The sequence below is a fragment of the Janthinobacterium sp. EB271-G4-3-2 genome (genome assembly GCF_020858035.1).
Lineage (GTDB): Bacteria > Pseudomonadota > Gammaproteobacteria > Burkholderiales > Burkholderiaceae_D > Janthinobacterium > Janthinobacterium aestuarii.
This window is the reverse complement of sequence record NZ_JACYMG010000014.1, coordinates 73,590-92,098: the sequence shown is the minus strand read 5'-3', so window position 1 is coordinate 92,098 and position 18,509 is coordinate 73,590. Positions and strand designations below refer to the sequence as shown.

Below are 18,509 nucleotides of genomic sequence, written 5' to 3'. Positions count from 1 at the left end.
CCTCCAGCACGTTCGGCGAATCGAAGGTAGACTCGGCTGTATCAGCCTGACTTCACCGGAGTGCCCATGCACCTAGTACCATTTCGCTACCTGACCTTCATTGCGACGGCAGCCATCTTTGTCCTGTCCCTGTTTTACTACGATCATTACTGGCTGCCCCTGCTGGCCGGTGCCCTGACCCTGGTCGGCATCAGCGACCTGCTGCAAACGAAGCGCGCCCTGCGCCGCAACTACCCCATCCTCGCGCATTTCCGTTTTTTCTTCGAAAGTATCCGCCCCGAAATCCGCCAGTATTTCCTGGAAAGCGACAGCGAAGCGACGCCGTTCTCGCGCAGCCAGCGCAGCATCGTCTACCAGCGCGCCAAGGAGCAGACGGACAAGCGTCCGTTCGGCACCCAGCTCGACGTGTATGCAGCGGGCTATGAATGGATCAACCATTCCATCGCTCCCGCCAAGGTGACGGGCCACGATTTCCGCATCGAGATCGGCAACCATCCGGACTGCCCGCGCGCCAAGCCGTACTCGGCCAGCGTCTTCAATATCTCGGCGATGAGCTTTGGCGCCCTGTCGGCCAACGCCATCCTGGCCCTGAACGGCGGCGCGCGCAGCGGCGGCTTCATGCACGACACGGGCGAAGGCAGCATCAGCCCCTATCACCGCGAAAACGGGGGCGACCTGGTGTGGGAAATCGGCTCCGGCTACTTCGGCTGCCGCAACCAGGACGGCACGTTTTCCGAGGAACGCTTCATCGCCAACGCCAGCTCCGAGCAGGTGAAAATGATCGAGCTGAAGATGTCGCAAGGCGCCAAACCAGGCCACGGCGGCGTGCTGCCGGGCCCGAAAGTAACGATCGAGATCGCCACCACGCGCGGCGTGATGGTGGGCGAGGATTGCGTTTCGCCGGCGGCGCACAGCGCCTTTTCCACGCCACTGGAAATGCTGCACTTTATCGACCGCCTGCGCACGCTCTCCGGCGGCAAGCCGACGGGCTTCAAGCTGGCCATCGGCCATCCGTGGGAGTTCTTCGCCATCGTGAAAGCCATGCTGGAAACGGGCATCACGCCCGACTTCATCGTCGTCGACGGCAGCGAAGGCGGCACGGGCGCCGCGCCCCTGGAATTCACGGACCACGTGGGCACGCCGCTGCAGGAAGCGCTGGTGCTCGTGCATAACACCCTGGTGGGCGCCAACCTGCGCGCGAAGATCAAGATCGGCTGCTCGGGCAAGATCATCACGGCCTTCGACATCGCCCGCCTGCTGGCGCTGGGCGCCGACTGGTGCAATTCGGCGCGCGGCTTCATGTTCGCGCTGGGCTGCATCCAGTCGCAAAGCTGCCACACGGACCGCTGCCCCACGGGCGTGGCCACGCAAGACCCGCGGCGCCAGCGCGCGCTGGTAGTGCCCGACAAGATCGCCCGCGTGGCGCACTTCCACCAGAACACCATGAAGGCGCTGGCCGAACTGATCGCCGCCGCCGGCCTCGCGCACCCGCAGGAACTGCGTCCGCACCACCTGGTGCGGCGCATTTCGCCGAACCAGGTGAAACTGGCGTCGGCCCTGCTGCCGTTCCTGGAAGCGGGCCAATTGCTCGACCCGAGCCAACTGCCGCAACTGCCGCCCGTGTTCGGCCTGTACTGGCCCAAGGCGCAATCGGCCTCGTTCCAGCGCCTCGATTGATGCGGCCTTTGCGCAAGTGGAGCAATACCACTTAATAACCACTTGCGCAAATATCCAAATCCAATACAATACCAAAAAAAGGCAGCTTTTCCGGTGATTGTCCAGATGCGTCACCAGGGGCCAGAATACGGACTTGTCGTCATCAGAATGAATACCGGAGGAGTTGCAGCATGGAACAGGGTTTGCGCGAGAAAGTAGGACAGCTATTCATGGTGGGCTTCGACGCCCTGCAGGCGGACGAGCATATCAAGACCTTGATACGCGACAAGAAGGTGGGCGGCGTGATCCTGTTCCGCCGCAACGTGCACACGCCCGCGCAAGTATCAGCCCTGTGCCGCGAACTGCAGGAGATCAACGCGGAAGTGTCCGACACGCCGCTGCTGATCTCCATCGACCAGGAAGGCGGCATGGTGATGCGCATCGAACAGGGCGTCACACCGATTCCCGCGGCGATGGCTTTCCAGGCGGCCGGCTCCATCGACGACTGCGAACGCATGAACCAGATCAGCGGCGATGAAATGCGCCAGGTGGGCATCAATATGCTGCTCGCCCCCGTGCTGGACGTAAACAACAACCGCAACAACCCCGTCATCGGCGTACGCGCGTATGGCGAGGATGCCGCCACCGTCATCGACTACGGCATGGCGGCCATGCGCGGCCAGCGCGCCAGCGGCGTGGCCGTGACGGCCAAGCACTTCCCCGGCCACGGCGACACGGCCACCGACACGCATTACGCCATGGCCCTGGTCCCGCACGACAAGGAACGCCTGCGCGCCGTGGAACTGGCGCCGTTCCGCGCGGCCATTGCCGGCGGCGTGGATGCCATCATGACGGCGCACGTGGTCTTCCCCGCTTTCGAGGCCGATACCAGCGTGCCGGCCACCCTGTCGAAAGGCGTGCTGACGGACCTGCTGCGCGGCGAGTTGAAATACCAGGGCGTCGTCATCACCGACTGCCTGGAAATGGCGGCGATTGCCGACGGCATCGGCATCGCCCAGGGCGCCATCGCCACCTTGCAGGCGGGCGCCGACATCGTCCTCATTTCGCACCGCGAAGCGCAGCAGACGGCGGCCATCGACGCCGTCATCGCCGCCGTGGAGCGCGGCGACATCTCCATCGCCCGCATCGACGCGGCTTGCGCGCGCGTGGCGGAGCTCAAGCGCAACCGCGCCGTGCGCGACTGGCGCGAACGCCCCGTCGCCCCGCCGGCGCTGATGCAGCCGGCCGCCATGGCCCTGTCGCAGCTGCTGCAAAAGGCCGCCTTGCGCGTGCAGGGCGACTACCGCCCACTCGACGCCAGCCTGCCCGTGACCCTGCTGACGGTGGAAGTGCGCTCGCGCAGCGAAATCGACGAAGTGGCGCTGGGCCGCAACAAGGAAGCGCGCAGCTCGATGCTGCCGGCGCTGCTCGAAGCGGGTCTGGACGTGCGCGAATATGCCTTGTCGGCCGAGGCGCTGGACGACGAAGTCAATGAGGCCATCGCCTTTGCGCAAGGCGCGCGGCAGATCGTACTGCAAACGTATAACGCCATGTTCGTCGACGGCCAGCGCCGCCTGGTCGAAGCCCTGCCGCACGACAGACTGTGGCTGGTGGCGGGCCGTTTGCCGTATGACCTGGACCTGGCGCCCGACGCGCAAGGCCGCCTGGCCGCCTTCGGCTGCCGCCCGGCCGCGCTGGTGCCGGTCGTCGACAAGCTGGCGGGCAAGGCGTAAGCGCAGCGTTACAGACGTAAAAAAACCCGCATGCGCGGGTTTTTTTTCATTCAGGTTGGCGCAACGGGCGGCAGCGCCGCCACCGCCAGCAAGGCAAACGGTCCGAGGAACAGGCCGATGCCGAACCAGAGGCCCCCGTGGCGGCCGCGCCGGCTGGCGAGCAGCCAGGTGGCGACCGCAAACAGAAACATGAAGATCAACAGTATCGCCATTGCCGCTCCTTGCCATGCGTAAAGCTCAGTGTAGCCCACGGGCGCGCCCGTGGCTACTCCGGCGTTGACCCTAGCGCTGCACCTGCATCAGGATCACGCGCTTGCTGCTGCCGTCGGCCGGTGGCGTGGCTGACGGCGGCGGCGGGCTGTCGCAGGAGCCGCAGGAACCGCAGCCGCTGCCGCAACCGGGCGCCACCTTGAAGAGGGTCGACATCTTCGCCTCATCGAGGCCGCAGCGCACCAGGCCACGCACGATGGCGCGGCGCACGCCCGCCGGCAGGTACTTGGTCGAAAAATGCAGCAGCGCGGCTGCCACGATCAGGGCGACGATGAGGGTTTGCCACATGCTTTTCTCCTAAGCGCCCAGCATCAGGGCGATGCGGTACGTGATGAACGAGGCGGCATACGCCAGGGCGAACATGTAGCCGGCCATCAGCAGCGGATAGCGCCAGCCGCCCGTCTCGCGTTTCACCACGGAGAGGGTCGACAGGCACTGCGGCGCGAATACATACCAGGCCAGCAGGGACAGCGCCGTGGCCATCGACCACGAATGGGCGATCAGCGGCTCCAGCGTGGTGGCCAGCGCGTCGCCCGTTTGCGACAGCGCGTACACGGTGCCCAGGGCGCCGACGGCCACTTCGCGCGCCGCCATGCCCGGCACCAGCGCGATGCAGATCTGCCAGTTGAAACCGATCGGCGCGAAGATCACTTCCAGGCCGCGGCCCAGGATGCCGGCCAGGCTGTAGTAGATCGGCGGATAGATCGCGTTGTCCGGCGGGCCGGGGAAGGTGCTGAGGAACCACAGGATGATCATCAGGCTCAGGATGATGGTGCCGACGCGCGTGAGGAAGATCTTCGCGCGCTCCCACAGGCTGACGGCCAGATTGCGCAAATGCGGCCAGTGATAGGCGGGCAGTTCCAGCAGCAGCGGCTGGTTGCCGCGCACACCCATGCTGCGCTTCATGACCCAGGCCACGGCCATGGCCGAGATGATGCCGGCAAAGTACAGCACGAACAGCACCAGGCCTTGCAGGCTCAAATAGCCCCACACCTGGCGTTCCGGAATGAAGGCGGCGATGATCAGCGCATACACGGGCAGGCGCGCCGAACACGTCATCAGCGGCGCGATCATGATGGTGACCAGGCGGTCGCGCGGATTCTGGATGGTGCGCGCCGCCATCACGCCGGGAATGGCGCAGGCAAAGCTCGACAGCAGCGGGATGAAGGCGCGGCCCGACAGGCCCACGCCGCCCATCATGCGGTCCAGCAAAAAGGCCGCGCGCGGCAGGTAGCCGCAGTCTTCCAGGCTCAGAATGAAGAAGAACAAAATCAGGATCTGCGGCAGGAAGACCAGCACGCTGCCGACGCCGCCGATGATGCCTTCCACCAGCAAGCTTTTCAGGTGGCCGTCAGGCATGTTCGCCGTCAGCACGGCGCCCAGGTGACCCACGCCATCGGTGATCATTTCCATCGGCGTGGCGGCCCAGGCAAACACGGCCTGGAAGATCAGGAACATCAGCACGGCCAGGATGATGGGGCCGAAGACGGGATGCAGCACCACGTCGTCGATCTTTTCCGTCAGGTTGCCGCTGTCGCGCGTGTCGTTGCTGACGGCGGCCAGGATGCGGCGCACTTCGCGCTGCGTTTCTTCGACGCTGACGGCATCGATGGCCGCCAGCGGTTTCGCTTCCACGGCCGGCAGCGGCAGCATGGCGTCGATGGCCTCGAGCAGGGCTTTTTCGCCATCGTGCTGCACCGCGATGGTTTCCACCACGGGCATGCCCAGTTCCTGCGACAGCCTGGCCGTGTCGATCAGCATGCCGCGCTTGCGCGCCACGTCCGTCATGTTCAGCGCCAGCAGCATGGGCAGGCCCAGGCGCTTGACTTCCAGCACCAGGCGCAAATTCAGGCGCAAATTGGTGGCGTCGACGACGCAGATGATGGCGTCCGGACGCGGGTCGCCGCGGCGCAAGCCGCCCACCACGTCGCGCGTGATGGCTTCATCGGGCGTGGTGGCCGACAGGCTGTAGGCGCCCGGCAGGTCGAGCACGCGCACGGGCTTGCCGTTTGGCGACGTGAAATGGCCTTCCTTGCGCTCGATGGTCACGCCGGCGTAGTTCGCCACTTTCTGGCGCGCGCCCGTCAAACGGTTGAACAGGGCGGTCTTGCCGCAGTTCGGATTGCCCAGCAAGGCAATTTGTGGCTGATGCGGCGGCTTGTGCACGCCCGCATCGACGATCGTTTCGACAGCACCCATGGTCATTCCGGTTGAAGCAGCGGTTGAATCGTAATCAGCGCCGCTTCGAAGCGGCGCAGTGCGAACGTGGCATTCCCCACCTTGATGGCCAGCGGATCGCCGCCGGGAATGCCGCGCTTGAGCATGCGGATGCGTTCGCCGGGAACGAATCCCAGCTCCATCAAGCGGCGGACGAGGTCGACGCCGTCCTCCGTCTGTCCTGCCGCGTGGGGCGTGATATGCAACACCGTGCCGCTCTGGCCAACGGCCAGAGCGTCGAGCGTCATCATGGGTGGAACTAGAGTCATGAGCAAATTCCGTTCAAATTAAGAACACCGGGGACAGACTGCTGCGCGTGGCGCATCGTGTTTGACGTGGGTGTTGTGAGGTAAAACGCAACTGTTGCGCATTACCGACAAGCGGCCTTTCAATATGTCCGGACGGCGACCGTCCGAGACAATACCAGCATTATAAACATGAATGCGAATAGTTTTTATTTAGCCCGGAGAGCCGCCCCCATCAAGGGCTGCGCCATCCGAAAAAATGGCATATCGATGCGCCGCGCCAGGCCGCCAACTGCCGCACACTTGATCAAAATCGCTTGCATTGTCCCGCACTTTGCGCGACAATGAAACGTAATGATAATGATTCTCATTAAAACACTAGCAACAATGCCTCCAAGCACTAGTGTCTGTTCATCCTCCAGCCAGAAGGTGTATCAATGATTGTATGTGTCTGCAACAACATATCTGATCGTGAAATCCGTCAAGCCGTCGATCTTGGCCTGTCCAGCATGGCTGAACTGCGCCGCGACCTGGGCGTGGCCACCTGTTGCGGCAAATGCCACACCTGCGCGCGGGAAGTGCTGAACGATCACCTGAACGCCACCGTGGCGTTGCAAGAAACCGTATTGATGCGAGCTGTACTGACAAACTAAGAAAGCGATGAATGCCATGACGATGATGCCCCCGCCCGTAACGGTGCAGGCCGTGCAGCAATTTGCCGACTTCGACAAGAAGCGCAACAAATTCGCGCCGCTGATGGCCATCGTCGTCCTGCATATCGCCGGCTTTTACGCCATCCAGAGCGGTCTGCTGAGCCGCGTCGTCACGGCGGCCATGCCGACCATCACGACCATCAGCATCATCGCCCCGCCGGCACCGCCGAAACCGCCGGCGCCGTCCGTACCGAAAACCGTGGAACTGAGCGCGCCCGTGCCGCGCGCCGTGATCCCGCCGCTGCCGCTGATCGCCGTGGCGCCGAGCGAACCGACGATCACGCCGCCGCAGCCGACGCGCGCCGAAGCGGCACCTGTCGCCACCGCCGCACCAACAGCGCCAGCGGCACCGTCGCCGACGCCACCGGCGCCTTCGACGCCGCGCACCGTCAGCAGCGTCGAATACATCAAGGCGCCGCAACTGATCTACCCGAATCTGTCGCGCCGCCTGGGCGAAAGCGGCACCGTCGTGCTGCGCATCCTGATCAATGAAAAAGGCTTGCCCGAGCAAATCCTGATCCAGAAATCGACCGGTTACAACAACCTCGATGAAGCGGGCCGCCAGGCCGCCCAGCGCGCGCTGTTCAAGCCGATGATCGAAAACGGCAAGCCCGTACCCGTCTACGTTTTAGTACCGCTGACCTTCCAACTGAGCTAGCCTTCCGGCGGCCCTTGGGCCGCTGCCAGCCCGCAAGCACCGCACCCTGTGCCCTGCTTGCTTTTTTGCGCCCTTTTTAGTCAAGCGATTTGCTTGTTTCAGTCTGCCAGCCTACATCCCCGGGCCAGGCAGACTTTTTTTTGCCCGCTATGGGGTCAGACCCTCAACACCGCCAACGCAAGGTTCAGCGCCAACTTCACCGGGGGTCTGACCCCAGCCTTATATCTCCGCCCACATCCGCAGCAGATTGTGATAATGCCCCGTCAGCCCCACCGTCGCCGGCGAGTCGCCATGCTCCGCGCGCACGCTCTGGATGTTCTGATCGAGCTCGAACAGCATGCTGCGTTTCCAGTCTTCGCGCACCATGCTTTGCGTCCACAGGAAGGAGCAGATACGCTCGCCGCTGGTGACGGGCAGCACCTGATGCACGCTGCTCGACGGATACACGATCACGTCGCCGGCCGGCAGTTTCACTTCATGCGTGCCATACGCATCGACCACCACCAGCTCGCCGCCTTCGTATTCATCCGGCTCGCTCAGGAACACGGTCGACGAGACGTCCGCGCGCATCGATTGCATGCCGTTTTTCGGCGTGCGGATGGCGCCATCGATATGCAGGCCATAGTGCTCGCCGCCCGCATAGCTGTTGAAGAAGGGCGGCAGGATGCGCAGCGGCAGCACGGCGGCAAAGAACAGCGGATTGGCCATCAGCGCGCGGCTGACGATCTCGCCCAGTTCCAGCGCCAGCGGCGAACCTTCGGCCAGCTGGCGGTTGCGCTTGACTTGCGCGCCTTGCGCCCCGACGCTGGCGCGCCCATCGACCCAGTCCGTCTGCGCCAGGCGCTGGCGAAACTGCGTCACCTGTTCCGGCGTCAGCACGCCGGGTATATGCAGCATCATCTTGCTATCCTTTTTCAGTAAATATCGCTGCCCGATTATCGCATCGCCGGCGCCGGCCAAGAAGGCACAAAAGCAAGAACGGACGAACATTTCCCGCCTTTTCAGCCCGGCCATGCACGCGCGCCAGCGGCGGCAAAACAGCGCCGGAAACGCGAATGAGAATGGCCTTCATTTTCCTTAACAAATAAAAAACGGCGCAATCACGGAATCCACTTGAGAATGGGTTTTATTCGCACGATATTTACGTTAAAAAGACGGAAAAATGCCGTTTAGCACCGGAAATCGCCGGCATTTTGCGCTATCATGCGGGCATAGCGAAACCGGCAACCTGCGCGCCACCAGGCAGCCAACGCCACCCGGCAGTGAACGCCAGCAGCCTGCGGTTTCATCATCGAACGCAATACAGAACAAAGGAAATCCCATGAAGGGCGATAAAGAAGTCATCCGCATGCTCAACGCACAGCTCACCAACGAACTGTCGGCCATCAACCAGTACTTCCTGCATGCGCGCATGTACAAGCACTGGGGCCTGGAAAAGCTGGGCAAGAAGGAATACGAAGAATCGATCGGCGAAATGAAACATGCCGACAAGCTGATCGACCGCATCCTGATGCTCGACGGCCTGCCTAACCTGCAAGCGCTGCACAAGCTGCTGATCGGCGAGAACACGCCGGAAATGCTGGAATGCGATTTGAAGCTGGAACGCGCCGCGCACGCCACCGTCAAGGAAGGCATCGCCATCAGCGAAAAAGCGGGCGACTACGTCTCGCGCGACCTGTTCCTGATGATCCTGGAAGACACGGAAGAGCATATCGACTGGCTCGAAACGCAGATCGACCTGATCGCCAAGATCGGCCTGCAGAATTATCTCCAGAGCCAAATGGCCGTGGAAGAATAATCTGCAGCACCCAACAAAAAACCGGCAGGCTTGCCGGTTTTTTTACGCCTGCCGTCAAGCCTTGCCGGTCTGCGGCGGGCGCAGCTTGACGAACAGCACGGCCACCGCCGCGCACAGCAACAGGGCGCCGGCCAGCCGGATGACATTCTCCGGATTGCCGCCCAGCCAGCTGCGGTAATACAGGGGCAAGGTGAAAATCTGGATGATCATCGGGATGACGATGAACATATTGAAAATGCCCATGTAGACGCCCGTGCGCTCGGGCGGGATGCAGCCGGCCAGCATGATGTAGGGATTGCCCATGATACTGGCCCAGGCCAGGCCCACGCCCAGCATCGGCAGCAACAGCAGCGCCGGGCTGTGGATCAGCGGGATGCTCAGCATGCCCACGCCGGCCGCGCACAGGCACAGGCTGTGCATGCGCTTGGGACCGAAGCGGCGCGTGAACGGCACCAGCGCAAAGGCCGCGACAAAGGCGACGAAATTGTAGAAGGCGCCCACCTGCCCGTTCAGCAAGCCAGCATCGCGAAAACCTTGCGACGCGGGGTCCGTCGTGTGAAACAGCGTGGCCGCCAGCGACAGCGCGATGTACTGCCAGTAGCAGAACAGGGCGTACCACTGGAACAGGTTGACGAGGGCCAGCTGCTTCATCGTCGGCGGCATGTCGCGCAGGGCCGCGCCGATATCGGACAGCGTGTGGCGCCAGCCCGGCGGACGGCTGCGGATGGCCGCCAGTTCGGCCGCCGTGAGCGGGTTTTCCGGCGTCGTCTTCAGGGTCCACAGCACCGAGGCGAGCGAAAACACGGCGCCGATCAGGAAGGCAGCGATGACGATGTGCGGGATATGGCTGCCGTTGACGGCATCCTTGTTCATGCCCAGCATGACGAGCAGCGACGGCGTCAGATAGGCCAGCGTCTGCCCCAGCCCCGTAAACGCGCTTTGCGTGAGAAAACCCAGCGAGTGCTGCTTCTTGTCGAGCTTGTCGCTGACAAAGGCGCGGTAGGGCTCCATCGTCACATTGTTGGCCGCGTCGAGTATCCACAGCAGGCTGGCGGCCATCCACAGAGTGGGACTGAACGGCATGGCCAGCAGGCCCAGGCTGCACAGGATGGCGCCGATCAGGAAGTACGGCGTGCGGCGGCCCCAGCGCGTCACCGTGCGGTCGCTCATGGCGCCGATCAGCGGTTGCACGAGCAGCCCCGTCATGGGGCCGGCCAGCCACAGGTAGGGCAGGCTCGCCTCGTCGGCGCCCAGGTATTTGTAGATGGGGCTCATGCTGCTTTGCTGCAGCCCAAAACTGAACTGGATGCCGAAAAAACCGACATTCATGTTGACGATCTGCCAGAACGACAGATGCGGACGGTGCGCGCCGGCGTCGCTCATGCCGCGTCCCTTTCCAACCACAGCATATGCCAGGGCTGCAAGCCCACCGTGCCGGCCAGCACGCTGCCATCGAGGCTGTTGCGCCATTCGCCTGCCGGTAAAGTGTAGCGCTGGCTGGCGCCGCTGAAGTTGCTCAGGTTGAGGAACGCGTCGCCGCGCAGCAGCGCCAGCACGGCCGGGGTATCGGCGGGCAGCACGCTGCGTGGCGCGGCGGCGGCCAGGGCCGGCAAGCGCCGGCGCACGTCGACCAGCTGGCGCAGCGCCAGGTACAGCCGGCCGCTGGCGCTCACGCCATCGTGGCGCCATGCCAGCAGGCTGTCGTCGAACGCGGGACGCTGCAGCCAGCGGCTGTCCATCGCCCTGTCGGCCCGCTGCGTGTAGCTGTGATCGTTCGTCATGCCCAGTTCATCGCCCATGTACAGCACGGGCAAGGCGCCAAAGCTCAAGGCCAGGCCATGCAGCAGCAGCAGGCGCCGCAACGCGTATTCCTGCTCCTGCACCGTGGCGGCGCTTTCCAGCCCGGCCAGCGAGGCGGCCATGCCGTTGCTGCCATGCGCCTTGTCGGCGCTGCTGCTCTGGAAGGCGGCGCCGCGCGCATAGCTGCCGGGTGCACCGGCAAAAAACTGCGCGATGCGCGCCAGGCGCGCCGGTCCGTTCGCGCCCGCTTCGTTGAGCAGCACGTTCCAGCCGATGTCGTCGTGGCAGCGCACATAACTGAGCCAGCTGGCGTCCGGCGGCAGCGGCGGCGTGGCGGCGATCACCTGCTGCAGCAAGTCCGTGCTTTCCTCGGCCAGCGCGCCCCAGCCGGCGGCCATCAGGCTGCTGTGATAGGCGATATGGCATTCGGGCGCCGCATCGCTGCCAAAGTAGGCGGGCAGCTTGGGCGTGGGCACGATGGCTTCGGCCTTGAGCAGCACGCCCGGCGCGACGATGGCGGCGATCGCGCGCAACGCCTGCAGCAGGCTGTGGGCTTCGGGCTGGTTCATGCAATCGCTACCTTCGCGCTTCCACAGGAAGGCCGTCGAATCGAGGCGGAACACTTCGATGCCCTTGTTGGCCAGGCCCAGCATGGCGCCAGCCATGGCCGCGAAGACGGCCGGATTGGCGTAATTCAAATCCCACTGGTACGGATAAAACGTGGTCCAGACCCAGCGCTGGAGCTCCGGCACGAAGGTGAAATTGCCGGGCGCCGCCTGCGGGAAGACCTGGCCCACGGTGCGCTCGTAGCGGTCCGGCTGCACACGGTCGGGATAGGTGTGGAAAAAATCGCGCAGCAGCGGATCGCCGGCCTTGGCGCCCAGCGCCCACGCATGGTCGTCGGCCACGTGGTTGAGGATCAGGTCCGAGCACAGGCTGATGCCGGCCGCGCGCAGCTGCGCCGTCAACGCCAGCAAGTCGGCATTGCTGCCCAGCGCGGGATCGACTTCCTCGAAGCTGGCGACGGCAAAGCCGCCATCGCTTTCGCCGGCGCGCGGGCGCAAGAACGGCAGCAGGTGCAGATACGTCACGCCCAGTTCGCGCAGGTGGGCAATGCGCGCCGCCACGCCCTGCAGGTTGCCGCCGAAGCGCTGCACATACGCGCTGTAGCCGAGCATGGACTGGCTGGCAAACCAGTCCGGCTGCGCTTCGCGCTGCGCATCCTGCCGCCGCAGTTCGGGCGCGCGTGCCGCGTACAGCCGCCCCACGCTTTCCATCAGGTCGCCCAGCCAGGGCAGGAAGTCCGGCCGCTGGCCATACAGGCTGCCCAGGCGGTCGAGCAAGACCGCCTCCTGGCGCGCATAACGGCGCGCAGCATCGTCGCGCAAGTGCGTGGGGAGCGGCGCGAGCAGGCGCGCCAGGGGGCTGCGTATCGACATCATGAATCCTATCCTTGCTTAAAATGCGTATTTCAGGCTGACCTTGACGGCGCGCCCCGTGATCGAGCGGGCCGCATGGCCGTCGCCCTCGACTTCCGTATAACCGATCTTGTCGAGCAGATTGTTCGCCGTCAGCGCCACCTGCATCTGCGGCGTGAGCTGGTAATTGACGAAGGCGTTGAGCACCTGGTAGGCGGGCAAAGTGATCGTGTGCGCATCGTCGCCCCACGACTTGCCCGTGCCGACCAGGCTGGCGCCCAGGGTAGCCTGCCCCCATTCATAGGTGGGCGCGATCTGGTAGACGACACGCGCCTGGCGCCGCGGCGTATTGCCGATCAGCGCCACGTCGGCCGCCGCCGTGCCCGTGATCTCGGCATCCGTGAACGTCAGGCCGCCATTGATGCGGAAGTCGCCCGCGCTGTAGGCCGCTTCCAGCTCCACGCCCTTCGCCTCATAGCTGTTGGCCGTGCGCAGCTGGGTGGTCGCTTCGTAATTGCTTTCCTTCGTCTTGGCCTGGAACACGGTGACGAAGGTGCTCAGGGGGCCGCGCCGCCATTTCACGCCGCCTTCGAGCTGGCGCACGGTGTTGATCGCCACGGGCACGCTGCCATCGAGCGGTGTGCCGAACAGGATGCGGTCGGCATTGAAGGCCACGCCTTCGCTGACGCGGGCAAACACGGCCAGGTTCGCTTGCAGCTTGTAGTTCGCGCCCAGCGAGTACGAGGTGTGGCCCAGCGTGTAGTCGACCTGCTGCACCGTCGACGGCAGATACGCTTGCGCGCCGGTGGCCTGGTTGGCCGTGCCGCTCGCATGCTGGCGGTCGCGCCGCAGGCCGCCGTCGAGATTCAGCGCGCCGCTTTCCCAGGCCAGGTTCAGATACGGTGACGTCGTGCGGTATTCCATGTCGACGGCGCGCGAGCAGCAGGCGCCGAAGGCCGGGCCGATGTAGCCTGGCGTGCCGCTCGCCGTTTGCAGCAGCGCCGGCCGGTCGCCCGTGGCCTGCATCAGGTATTCATTGAAGTTCCAGGTCAGGCCCAGCTTTTGCTGCGACAAATACAGGCCGGCCGTGGTGGTCAGCTTGCCGCTGTCGAGCACAAACGTCTTGGCCAGCTTGGTGTCGCTCAGGGTATTGCTGGCGTCGTCGATCGAAGTGTTGAACACCACGGCGGAAAACGCGCGGCCCGTGTAGGGCTTGCCCTGGTTCGGGCCGCTGGCAAACACATAGCTGCCGTCGCTGCCGTTATTCGACGGAAAGACGCCGATGAAGCGCCCCGAATTGTCGGCGTAGCGGAAGTTTTCGCTCACGCTCCAGCCCTGCCCCAGCTTGAACGACGCTTCCAGGCCCACGGTATCGCTTTTCACGTGCAAGCCGTCGTTGACGCGGGTGGCCACGCGCTGGTTATCCTTGTTCAGCACCATGTCGGGCACCCAGTACGGCGAATAGAAACTGGCCTTGCGCGGGTCGATGCCGGCGATTTCCCCGATGCGGCCATTGCGCACGCTGACCGGCACGGGCAAGGCCGTGGGCGACTGGTCCTCGAGGTGCTTGAACGACAGGCGCACGAAGCCGCTGTCGAATTCATGCGTGACATTGCCGCGGATCTGGCCACCCTTTTCGCTGTTCACGCCACTGTGGCGGATGCCTTCGCCCGTGCGCCAGGAGCCGCCGATGAAGAAGCGCGTGCGTTCCGAAACCGGCGCGCCATAATCAAAATCGACACGCGTCTGGTCATAGCCCAGGCCGCGGCTGAGGGCCACGCTGCCGCCCTTCTCCTTGCCATTCTTGCTGATGAAGTTGATGATGCCGCCCGGCGAATTGGTGGCCAGGGTGGAGGCCGAACCGCCGCGCACCACTTCCAGGTGGTCGAGCGTGGAATCGATCTTGACGAAGCTGTCGGGCGTCGTGAAGTTGAAGTCGCCGAACTGCAGCACGGGCAAGCCGTCTTCCTGGATCTGCACATAGCGCGCGCCGCCGGCGGAAATGGGCAGGCCGCGCACGGTGATGTTGGCATTGCCTTCGCCGCCCGAGGATTCGGCCCGCAAGCCCGGCACCGAGCGCAGGACTTCAGCGGCGCTGGTCGGTGCGTTGTGCAGGATGGTATCGAGTTCCATGCTGCTGACGGAATTGCTCGATTTCATTTTGGACGTGCCGCCGGTGGTGCCCGTGACCACGATGCGTTCCAGGTTCAGGCCATCGGCGGGAGCGGCGCTGGCGGTGTCGGCGGCCGATTGCGCGTGGGCGGCACCCAGTTGCAGCATGGCCAGGGCGACGGCTGCGGCCATGCAGCCGCGTTGAGCAGTACGTGCGTTCATTTTGTCTCCAGTGTTGTATGCCGATACATCGAGGTATCCGCTTGTTATGGGTACTGGCCGCCGCATGCCGTGGCGCGCTGGCTGAGCCGGTACGCCATTATTGAACGAATAAGAATTTATTGCAATCGATTGCAATAGAGCGCTGCAACATGGAAATGTTGTTGTTTTTAAGGGAATATTACGGGCGAGGTAGACGGAAACAGGCGGGGATCGACGTGATCTCAGGCTTTTTCATGCTGCTATGCAGCATGAAAATTCACGGATAAATTTGAAATGATTGCAATCGGTTGTAATGCCTGCCAATGCGTTTCAGCGGCCCGAGGCACGTACGATCAGCTCGGTTGGCAATTGCTGCGATGGCGCGGGCGCGCCATCGACCAGCGCCAGCAGCGAAGCCACCAGCGCGCGTCCGGCGGCGCGGATCGGCTGGCGTACGGTGGTCAGCGGCGGATGGAAATACGCGGCCAGTTCGATATCGTCGTAGCCAACCACGGCCACCTGTTCCGGCACGGCCACGCCGCGCGCGCGCAGGGCGTTGATGGCGCTCATGGCGAGCAAGTCGCTGCAGGCAAAGATGGCGTCGAACGGCAACTGGCGGTCCAGCAGTTCCTGCACGTCCGTCGCACCGCCCTGTGGCAGGAAGGAGCCGGCCACGTACAGTTGCGGGTCGGGCGACAGCCCTTGCGCGGCCAGCGCCTGCGCATAGCCCTGGTGGCGCTGCGCCACTTCGGGCAGCTTGGCGTCGCCAAAGAAGGCGATGCGCCGGCGCCCCGCCGCCAGCAAATGTTCCGTGGCCAGCCTGCCGCCGGCGACGTTATCGCCGCCGACGGTGCAATACAGCTGCTGCGGCAATTGCGCGCCCCACACGACGATGGGCACCTGGCGCGCGGCCAGCTGGTTCAGTTGTTCATGGTGGCGCCACTGGCCGATCAGGATGATGCCGATCACGCGGCCGCTGTCGAAGGACAGGGCGGCCGCATCGAGCGTTTCCGCATCCACGCGCGAAATGAGCATGTCGAAGCCCTGCTCCGTCAGCGCATCGGCCAGGCTGCCCAGCATGCTGAGGAAAAAAGGATCGGACAGGTGCTGGCGCGTGGCCGCGTCATACGGCACCACCACGCCCACCGTGCGGTTCTGTTTCAGGCGCAGGTTTTGCGCGCCGATATTGATGGAATACTTGAGCGAACGGGCCAGCGCGATGACGCGCGCGCGCGTCTCTTCATTGACCAGCGAACTGCCGCTCAACGCACGCGACACGGTCGACGTGGACACGCCGGCCAGGCGGGCGATATCGGCCATCTGCAGGCGTTGCTGCGCCTTCGAATCGTTGCCGGTCATCGTGCGCTCACTGCGGCGCGGTGTCCTTGAACGATGGGCGCTCGGACAATTTGTCGAACAGCCGCGCCAGCGCCGGGTGATCCGCGCGCCAGTCGATTTCCGGGAAGCGGAAGCTGAGCCAGCCCAGGGCGCAGCCCACGGCCACGTCGGCCAAGGTGTAGTTCTTGCCGGCGCAATAGGCGCTCTCGCCCAGGCGTGCTTCCAGCGCCGCCAGGCCCAGGGTGACTTTTTCCAGCTGGCGCGCGATCCAGGCCGCGCTTTGCTGCTCGGGCGGGCGCTGCGTGCGCTCCAGGCGCACCAGCACGCCCGCGTCGAGGATGCCGTCGGCCAGCGCTTCCCAGTTCTTGATATCGGCCCGCTCGCGGCCATTGCCGCCGGCCGGCAGCAGTTTACAGACGGGCGTGAGCGTGTCGAGGTATTCGACGATGACTTTCGAATCGATCAAGGTGCTGCCATCCTCCATCACCAGGCAGGGTACCTTGCCCAGGGGATTGGCCTGGGCGATGCGGGTTTCCGGCACCCACACGTTTTCCAGCTCGAAGACATAGTCGAGCTTTTTTTCCGCCAGCACGATACGGGCTTTGCGGACATACGGGCTGGCGAGGGAACCGATCAGTTTCATAGCTACTTTAAGGTGAAGGATCAGCAAGCAGTATAGCATCGGCGGCAGCGGTGTTTGGCGGCACGCGCCCAGCCGTCTCCATGGTGTGGCAGGCATGCCGCATCGGGGCCGGATTCGGCCCGAATGCGGTGCGCCGGCGCCCGATGGACGGCTGGCCAGCGGCCAGCGGTGGTAAAATCGTCCTTTACTGTGGCGCCGCCAGTGTTGCTGTATTGCAATTCCTACCCTCCCCGCGCGCCACACGCCAACCGTTTCTTTAACTTGCGTCCGCTCTCATGACTTCTACTACTCCGTATTCCACGCTGTCGGCCCTGTCTCCGCTCGATGGCCGCTACGCCAGCAAGACCGATCTGCTGCGCCCGATCCTGTCCGAAGCCGGTTTCATGCACCACCGCGTGAAAGTGGAAATCTCCTGGCTGCAAGCGCTGTCGCAAGCCGGTTTCGCTGAAATCAAGCCGTTCTCGGCCGAAGCGAGCGCCCTGCTCGACAAGATGGCGGCCGACTTCTCGGAAGCCGACGCGGCCCGCATCAAGGCCATCGAAGCGGTGACCAACCATGACGTCAAGGCGGTCGAGTACTGGCTCAAGGAACAAGTGGCGGACGTGCCGGAACTGGTGGCGGCGTCGGAATTCATCCATTTCGCCTGTACCTCGGAAGACATCAACAACACCTCGCACGGCATGATGCTGAAAGCCGCGCGCGATGGCGTGATGCTGCCGGCATTGAACGGCCTGGTGGCCAAGCTGACGCAGATCGCGCACGACAATGCCGACGTGCCGATGCTGTCGCGCACGCACGGCCAGACGGCCAGCCCGACCACCCTGGGCAAGGAATTCGCCAACGTCGTGGCCCGCTTGCAGCGCGCCGTGAAACGCATCGCGCAAGTGGAAATCCTCGGCAAGATGAATGGCGCCGTCGGCAACTACAACGCCCACCTGTCGGCCTATCCCGGCTTCGACTGGCCCGCATTCTCGCAGGCCGTCATCGAACAGCGCCTGGGCCTGGTCTTCAATCCGTACACCATCCAGATCGAGCCGCACGACTACATGGCCGAACTGTTCGACGCCTTCGCGCGCGCCAACACGATCCTGCTGGACCTGAACCGCGACATCTGGACGTATGTCTCGCTGGGCTATTTCAAGCAAAAGCTGAAAGCGGGCGAAATCGGTTCGTCGACCATGCCGCACAAGGTCAACCCGATCGACTTCGAAAACTCGGAAGGCAACCTGGGCCTGGCCAACGCCGTCTTGAAACACCTGTCGGAAAAACTGCCCGTCTCGCGCATGCAGCGCGACCTGACCGATTCGACCGTGCTGCGCAATATCGGCGTGGGCCTGGGCTACACCCTGCTCGCCTATGACAGCTGCCTGCGCGGCCTGAACAAGCTGGAAGTGAACCACGCGCGCCTGGCGCAAGACCTGGACGCGACCTGGGAAGTGCTGGCCGAGCCCGTACAAACCGTGATGCGCCGCTATGGCATCGAAAACCCGTACGAGCAGCTGAAAGAGCTGACGCGCGGCAAGGGCATCTCGAAAGAAGCGCTGCAAACCTTCGTCAATGGCCTGGCCATTCCGCAGGATGCCAAGGACGTGCTGTTGACCATGACGCCAGGCAACTACATCGGCATCGCCGCGCAATTGGCCAAAGCCATCTAAGCAGTTTCCACATGGGGATCCTCCGATCCCACTCCCGCGGGGCGGCCAGCAC

Annotated in this window: 16 protein-coding genes; 6 read left to right on the top strand and 10 right to left on the bottom strand. The window is 64.1% G+C overall.

The window, feature by feature from the left end; translation table 11 throughout:
* Nucleotides 1-66 precede the first annotated feature (66 nt).
* Together IGS55_RS24135 and nagZ are read left to right on the top strand one after the other, a co-directional pair.
* Nucleotides 67-1,677, top strand: a complete 1,611-nt coding sequence (locus tag IGS55_RS24135) for an FMN-binding glutamate synthase family protein (RefSeq protein ID WP_230518229.1) — start codon at nt 67-69, stop codon at nt 1,675-1,677.
* A 170-nt stretch (nt 1,678-1,847) separates the two neighbouring features.
* Nucleotides 1,848-3,389 carry a beta-N-acetylhexosaminidase gene (gene nagZ, locus IGS55_RS24130; RefSeq protein ID WP_230518230.1) on the top strand — a complete coding sequence of 514 codons (1,542 nt, stop codon included), beginning with the start codon at nt 1,848-1,850 and terminating at the stop codon, nt 3,387-3,389.
* A gap of 50 nt (nt 3,390-3,439) precedes the next feature.
* Here nagZ and IGS55_RS24125 read toward each other — a convergent pair whose 3' ends face one another.
* The 4 genes from IGS55_RS24125 to IGS55_RS24110 form a co-directional block, all read right to left on the bottom strand.
* The gene (locus tag IGS55_RS24125; RefSeq protein WP_176390074.1) at nt 3,440-3,601 is read right to left on the bottom strand and encodes a hypothetical protein; all 162 of its coding nucleotides are present in this window, start codon (nt 3,599-3,601) and stop codon (nt 3,440-3,442) included.
* 70 nt (nt 3,602-3,671) lie between these two features.
* Complete coding sequence (locus IGS55_RS24120; RefSeq protein ID WP_230518231.1) at nt 3,672-3,947, bottom strand: hypothetical protein; 276 nt, start codon at nt 3,945-3,947, stop codon at nt 3,672-3,674.
* Between the two features lie 9 nt (nt 3,948-3,956).
* Entirely contained in the window at nt 3,957-5,858 is a 1,902-nt protein-coding gene (feoB, locus tag IGS55_RS24115; RefSeq protein WP_230518232.1) for a ferrous iron transporter B, read from the bottom strand.
* A 2-nt stretch (nt 5,859-5,860) separates the two neighbouring features.
* The gene (locus IGS55_RS24110) at nt 5,861-6,145 is read right to left on the bottom strand and encodes a FeoA family protein (RefSeq protein WP_230518233.1); all 285 of its coding nucleotides are present in this window, start codon (nt 6,143-6,145) and stop codon (nt 5,861-5,863) included.
* A gap of 413 nt (nt 6,146-6,558) precedes the next feature.
* Between IGS55_RS24110 and IGS55_RS24105 the strand changes: the two genes are divergently transcribed.
* Both IGS55_RS24105 and IGS55_RS24100 read left to right on the top strand, forming a co-directional pair.
* Nucleotides 6,559-6,774: a (2Fe-2S)-binding protein gene (locus IGS55_RS24105; protein ID WP_034745611.1), complete on the top strand. Its 216-nt coding sequence runs from the start codon at nt 6,559-6,561 to the stop codon at nt 6,772-6,774.
* Between the two features lie 16 nt (nt 6,775-6,790).
* Nucleotides 6,791-7,492, top strand: a complete 702-nt coding sequence (locus IGS55_RS24100; protein ID WP_051990857.1) for an energy transducer TonB — start codon at nt 6,791-6,793, stop codon at nt 7,490-7,492.
* Between the two features lie 219 nt (nt 7,493-7,711).
* Here the strand turns inward: IGS55_RS24100 and IGS55_RS24095 are convergent, their stop codons facing one another.
* Nucleotides 7,712-8,392 carry a Fe2+-dependent dioxygenase gene (locus tag IGS55_RS24095; protein WP_230518234.1) on the bottom strand — a complete coding sequence of 227 codons (681 nt, stop codon included), beginning with the start codon at nt 8,390-8,392 and terminating at the stop codon, nt 7,712-7,714.
* Between the two features lie 421 nt (nt 8,393-8,813).
* On the opposite strand from IGS55_RS24095, the gene bfr reads away from it, so the two are divergent.
* Nucleotides 8,814-9,290 (top strand): bacterioferritin, encoded by a 477-nt coding sequence (gene bfr, locus IGS55_RS24090; protein WP_065307050.1) that lies wholly within the window; start codon nt 8,814-8,816, stop codon nt 9,288-9,290.
* Nucleotides 9,291-9,344: 54 nt separating this feature from the next.
* Here bfr and IGS55_RS24085 read toward each other — a convergent pair whose 3' ends face one another.
* The 5 genes from IGS55_RS24085 to IGS55_RS24065 form a co-directional block, all read right to left on the bottom strand.
* The gene (locus tag IGS55_RS24085; RefSeq protein ID WP_230518235.1) at nt 9,345-10,673 is read right to left on the bottom strand and encodes an MFS transporter; all 1,329 of its coding nucleotides are present in this window, start codon (nt 10,671-10,673) and stop codon (nt 9,345-9,347) included.
* A complete protein-coding gene (locus tag IGS55_RS24080; RefSeq protein WP_230518236.1) occupies nt 10,670-12,532 on the bottom strand; it encodes an alpha-amylase family glycosyl hydrolase in 1,863 nt (620 codons plus the stop codon). The genes IGS55_RS24085 and IGS55_RS24080 overlap by 4 nt, the downstream gene beginning before the upstream one ends.
* Before the next feature lie 15 nt (nt 12,533-12,547).
* Nucleotides 12,548-14,842 carry a TonB-dependent receptor gene (locus tag IGS55_RS24075; RefSeq protein ID WP_230518237.1) on the bottom strand — a complete coding sequence of 765 codons (2,295 nt, stop codon included), beginning with the start codon at nt 14,840-14,842 and terminating at the stop codon, nt 12,548-12,550.
* A 309-nt stretch (nt 14,843-15,151) separates the two neighbouring features.
* Nucleotides 15,152-16,180 carry a LacI family DNA-binding transcriptional regulator gene (locus IGS55_RS24070; protein ID WP_230518238.1) on the bottom strand — a complete coding sequence of 343 codons (1,029 nt, stop codon included), beginning with the start codon at nt 16,178-16,180 and terminating at the stop codon, nt 15,152-15,154.
* Between the two features lie 7 nt (nt 16,181-16,187).
* Nucleotides 16,188-16,802 carry a glutathione S-transferase N-terminal domain-containing protein gene (locus IGS55_RS24065; RefSeq protein ID WP_152250657.1) on the bottom strand — a complete coding sequence of 205 codons (615 nt, stop codon included), beginning with the start codon at nt 16,800-16,802 and terminating at the stop codon, nt 16,188-16,190.
* A gap of 275 nt (nt 16,803-17,077) precedes the next feature.
* Between IGS55_RS24065 and purB the strand changes: the two genes are divergently transcribed.
* Entirely contained in the window at nt 17,078-18,457 is a 1,380-nt protein-coding gene (gene purB / locus IGS55_RS24060) for an adenylosuccinate lyase (protein WP_070220631.1), read from the top strand.
* Nucleotides 18,458-18,509 lie beyond the last annotated feature (52 nt).

Coding starts and splice junctions, on each gene's coding strand:
- feoB (WP_230518232.1), bottom strand. CDS start 5,858: ATGGGTGCTGTCGAAACGATCGTCGATGCGGGCGTGCACAAGCCGCCG.
- IGS55_RS24100 (WP_051990857.1), top strand. CDS start 6,791: ATGACGATGATGCCCCCGCCCGTAACGGTGCAGGCCGTGCAGCAATTT.
- purB (WP_070220631.1), top strand. CDS start 17,078: ATGACTTCTACTACTCCGTATTCCACGCTGTCGGCCCTGTCTCCGCTC.
- IGS55_RS24070 (WP_230518238.1), bottom strand. CDS start 16,180: ATGACCGGCAACGATTCGAAGGCGCAGCAACGCCTGCAGATGGCCGAT.
- nagZ (WP_230518230.1), top strand. CDS start 1,848: ATGGAACAGGGTTTGCGCGAGAAAGTAGGACAGCTATTCATGGTGGGC.
- IGS55_RS24120 (WP_230518231.1), bottom strand. CDS start 3,947: ATGTGGCAAACCCTCATCGTCGCCCTGATCGTGGCAGCCGCGCTGCTG.
- IGS55_RS24080 (WP_230518236.1), bottom strand. CDS start 12,532: ATGATGTCGATACGCAGCCCCCTGGCGCGCCTGCTCGCGCCGCTCCCC.
- IGS55_RS24085 (WP_230518235.1), bottom strand. CDS start 10,673: ATGAGCGACGCCGGCGCGCACCGTCCGCATCTGTCGTTCTGGCAGATC.
- IGS55_RS24105 (WP_034745611.1), top strand. CDS start 6,559: ATGATTGTATGTGTCTGCAACAACATATCTGATCGTGAAATCCGTCAA.
- IGS55_RS24075 (WP_230518237.1), bottom strand. CDS start 14,842: ATGAACGCACGTACTGCTCAACGCGGCTGCATGGCCGCAGCCGTCGCC.
- bfr (WP_065307050.1), top strand. CDS start 8,814: ATGAAGGGCGATAAAGAAGTCATCCGCATGCTCAACGCACAGCTCACC.
- IGS55_RS24125 (WP_176390074.1), bottom strand. CDS start 3,601: ATGGCGATACTGTTGATCTTCATGTTTCTGTTTGCGGTCGCCACCTGG.
- IGS55_RS24065 (WP_152250657.1), bottom strand. CDS start 16,802: ATGAAACTGATCGGTTCCCTCGCCAGCCCGTATGTCCGCAAAGCCCGT.
- IGS55_RS24110 (WP_230518233.1), bottom strand. CDS start 6,145: ATGACTCTAGTTCCACCCATGATGACGCTCGACGCTCTGGCCGTTGGC.
- IGS55_RS24095 (WP_230518234.1), bottom strand. CDS start 8,392: ATGATGCTGCATATACCCGGCGTGCTGACGCCGGAACAGGTGACGCAG.
- IGS55_RS24135 (WP_230518229.1), top strand. CDS start 67: ATGCACCTAGTACCATTTCGCTACCTGACCTTCATTGCGACGGCAGCC.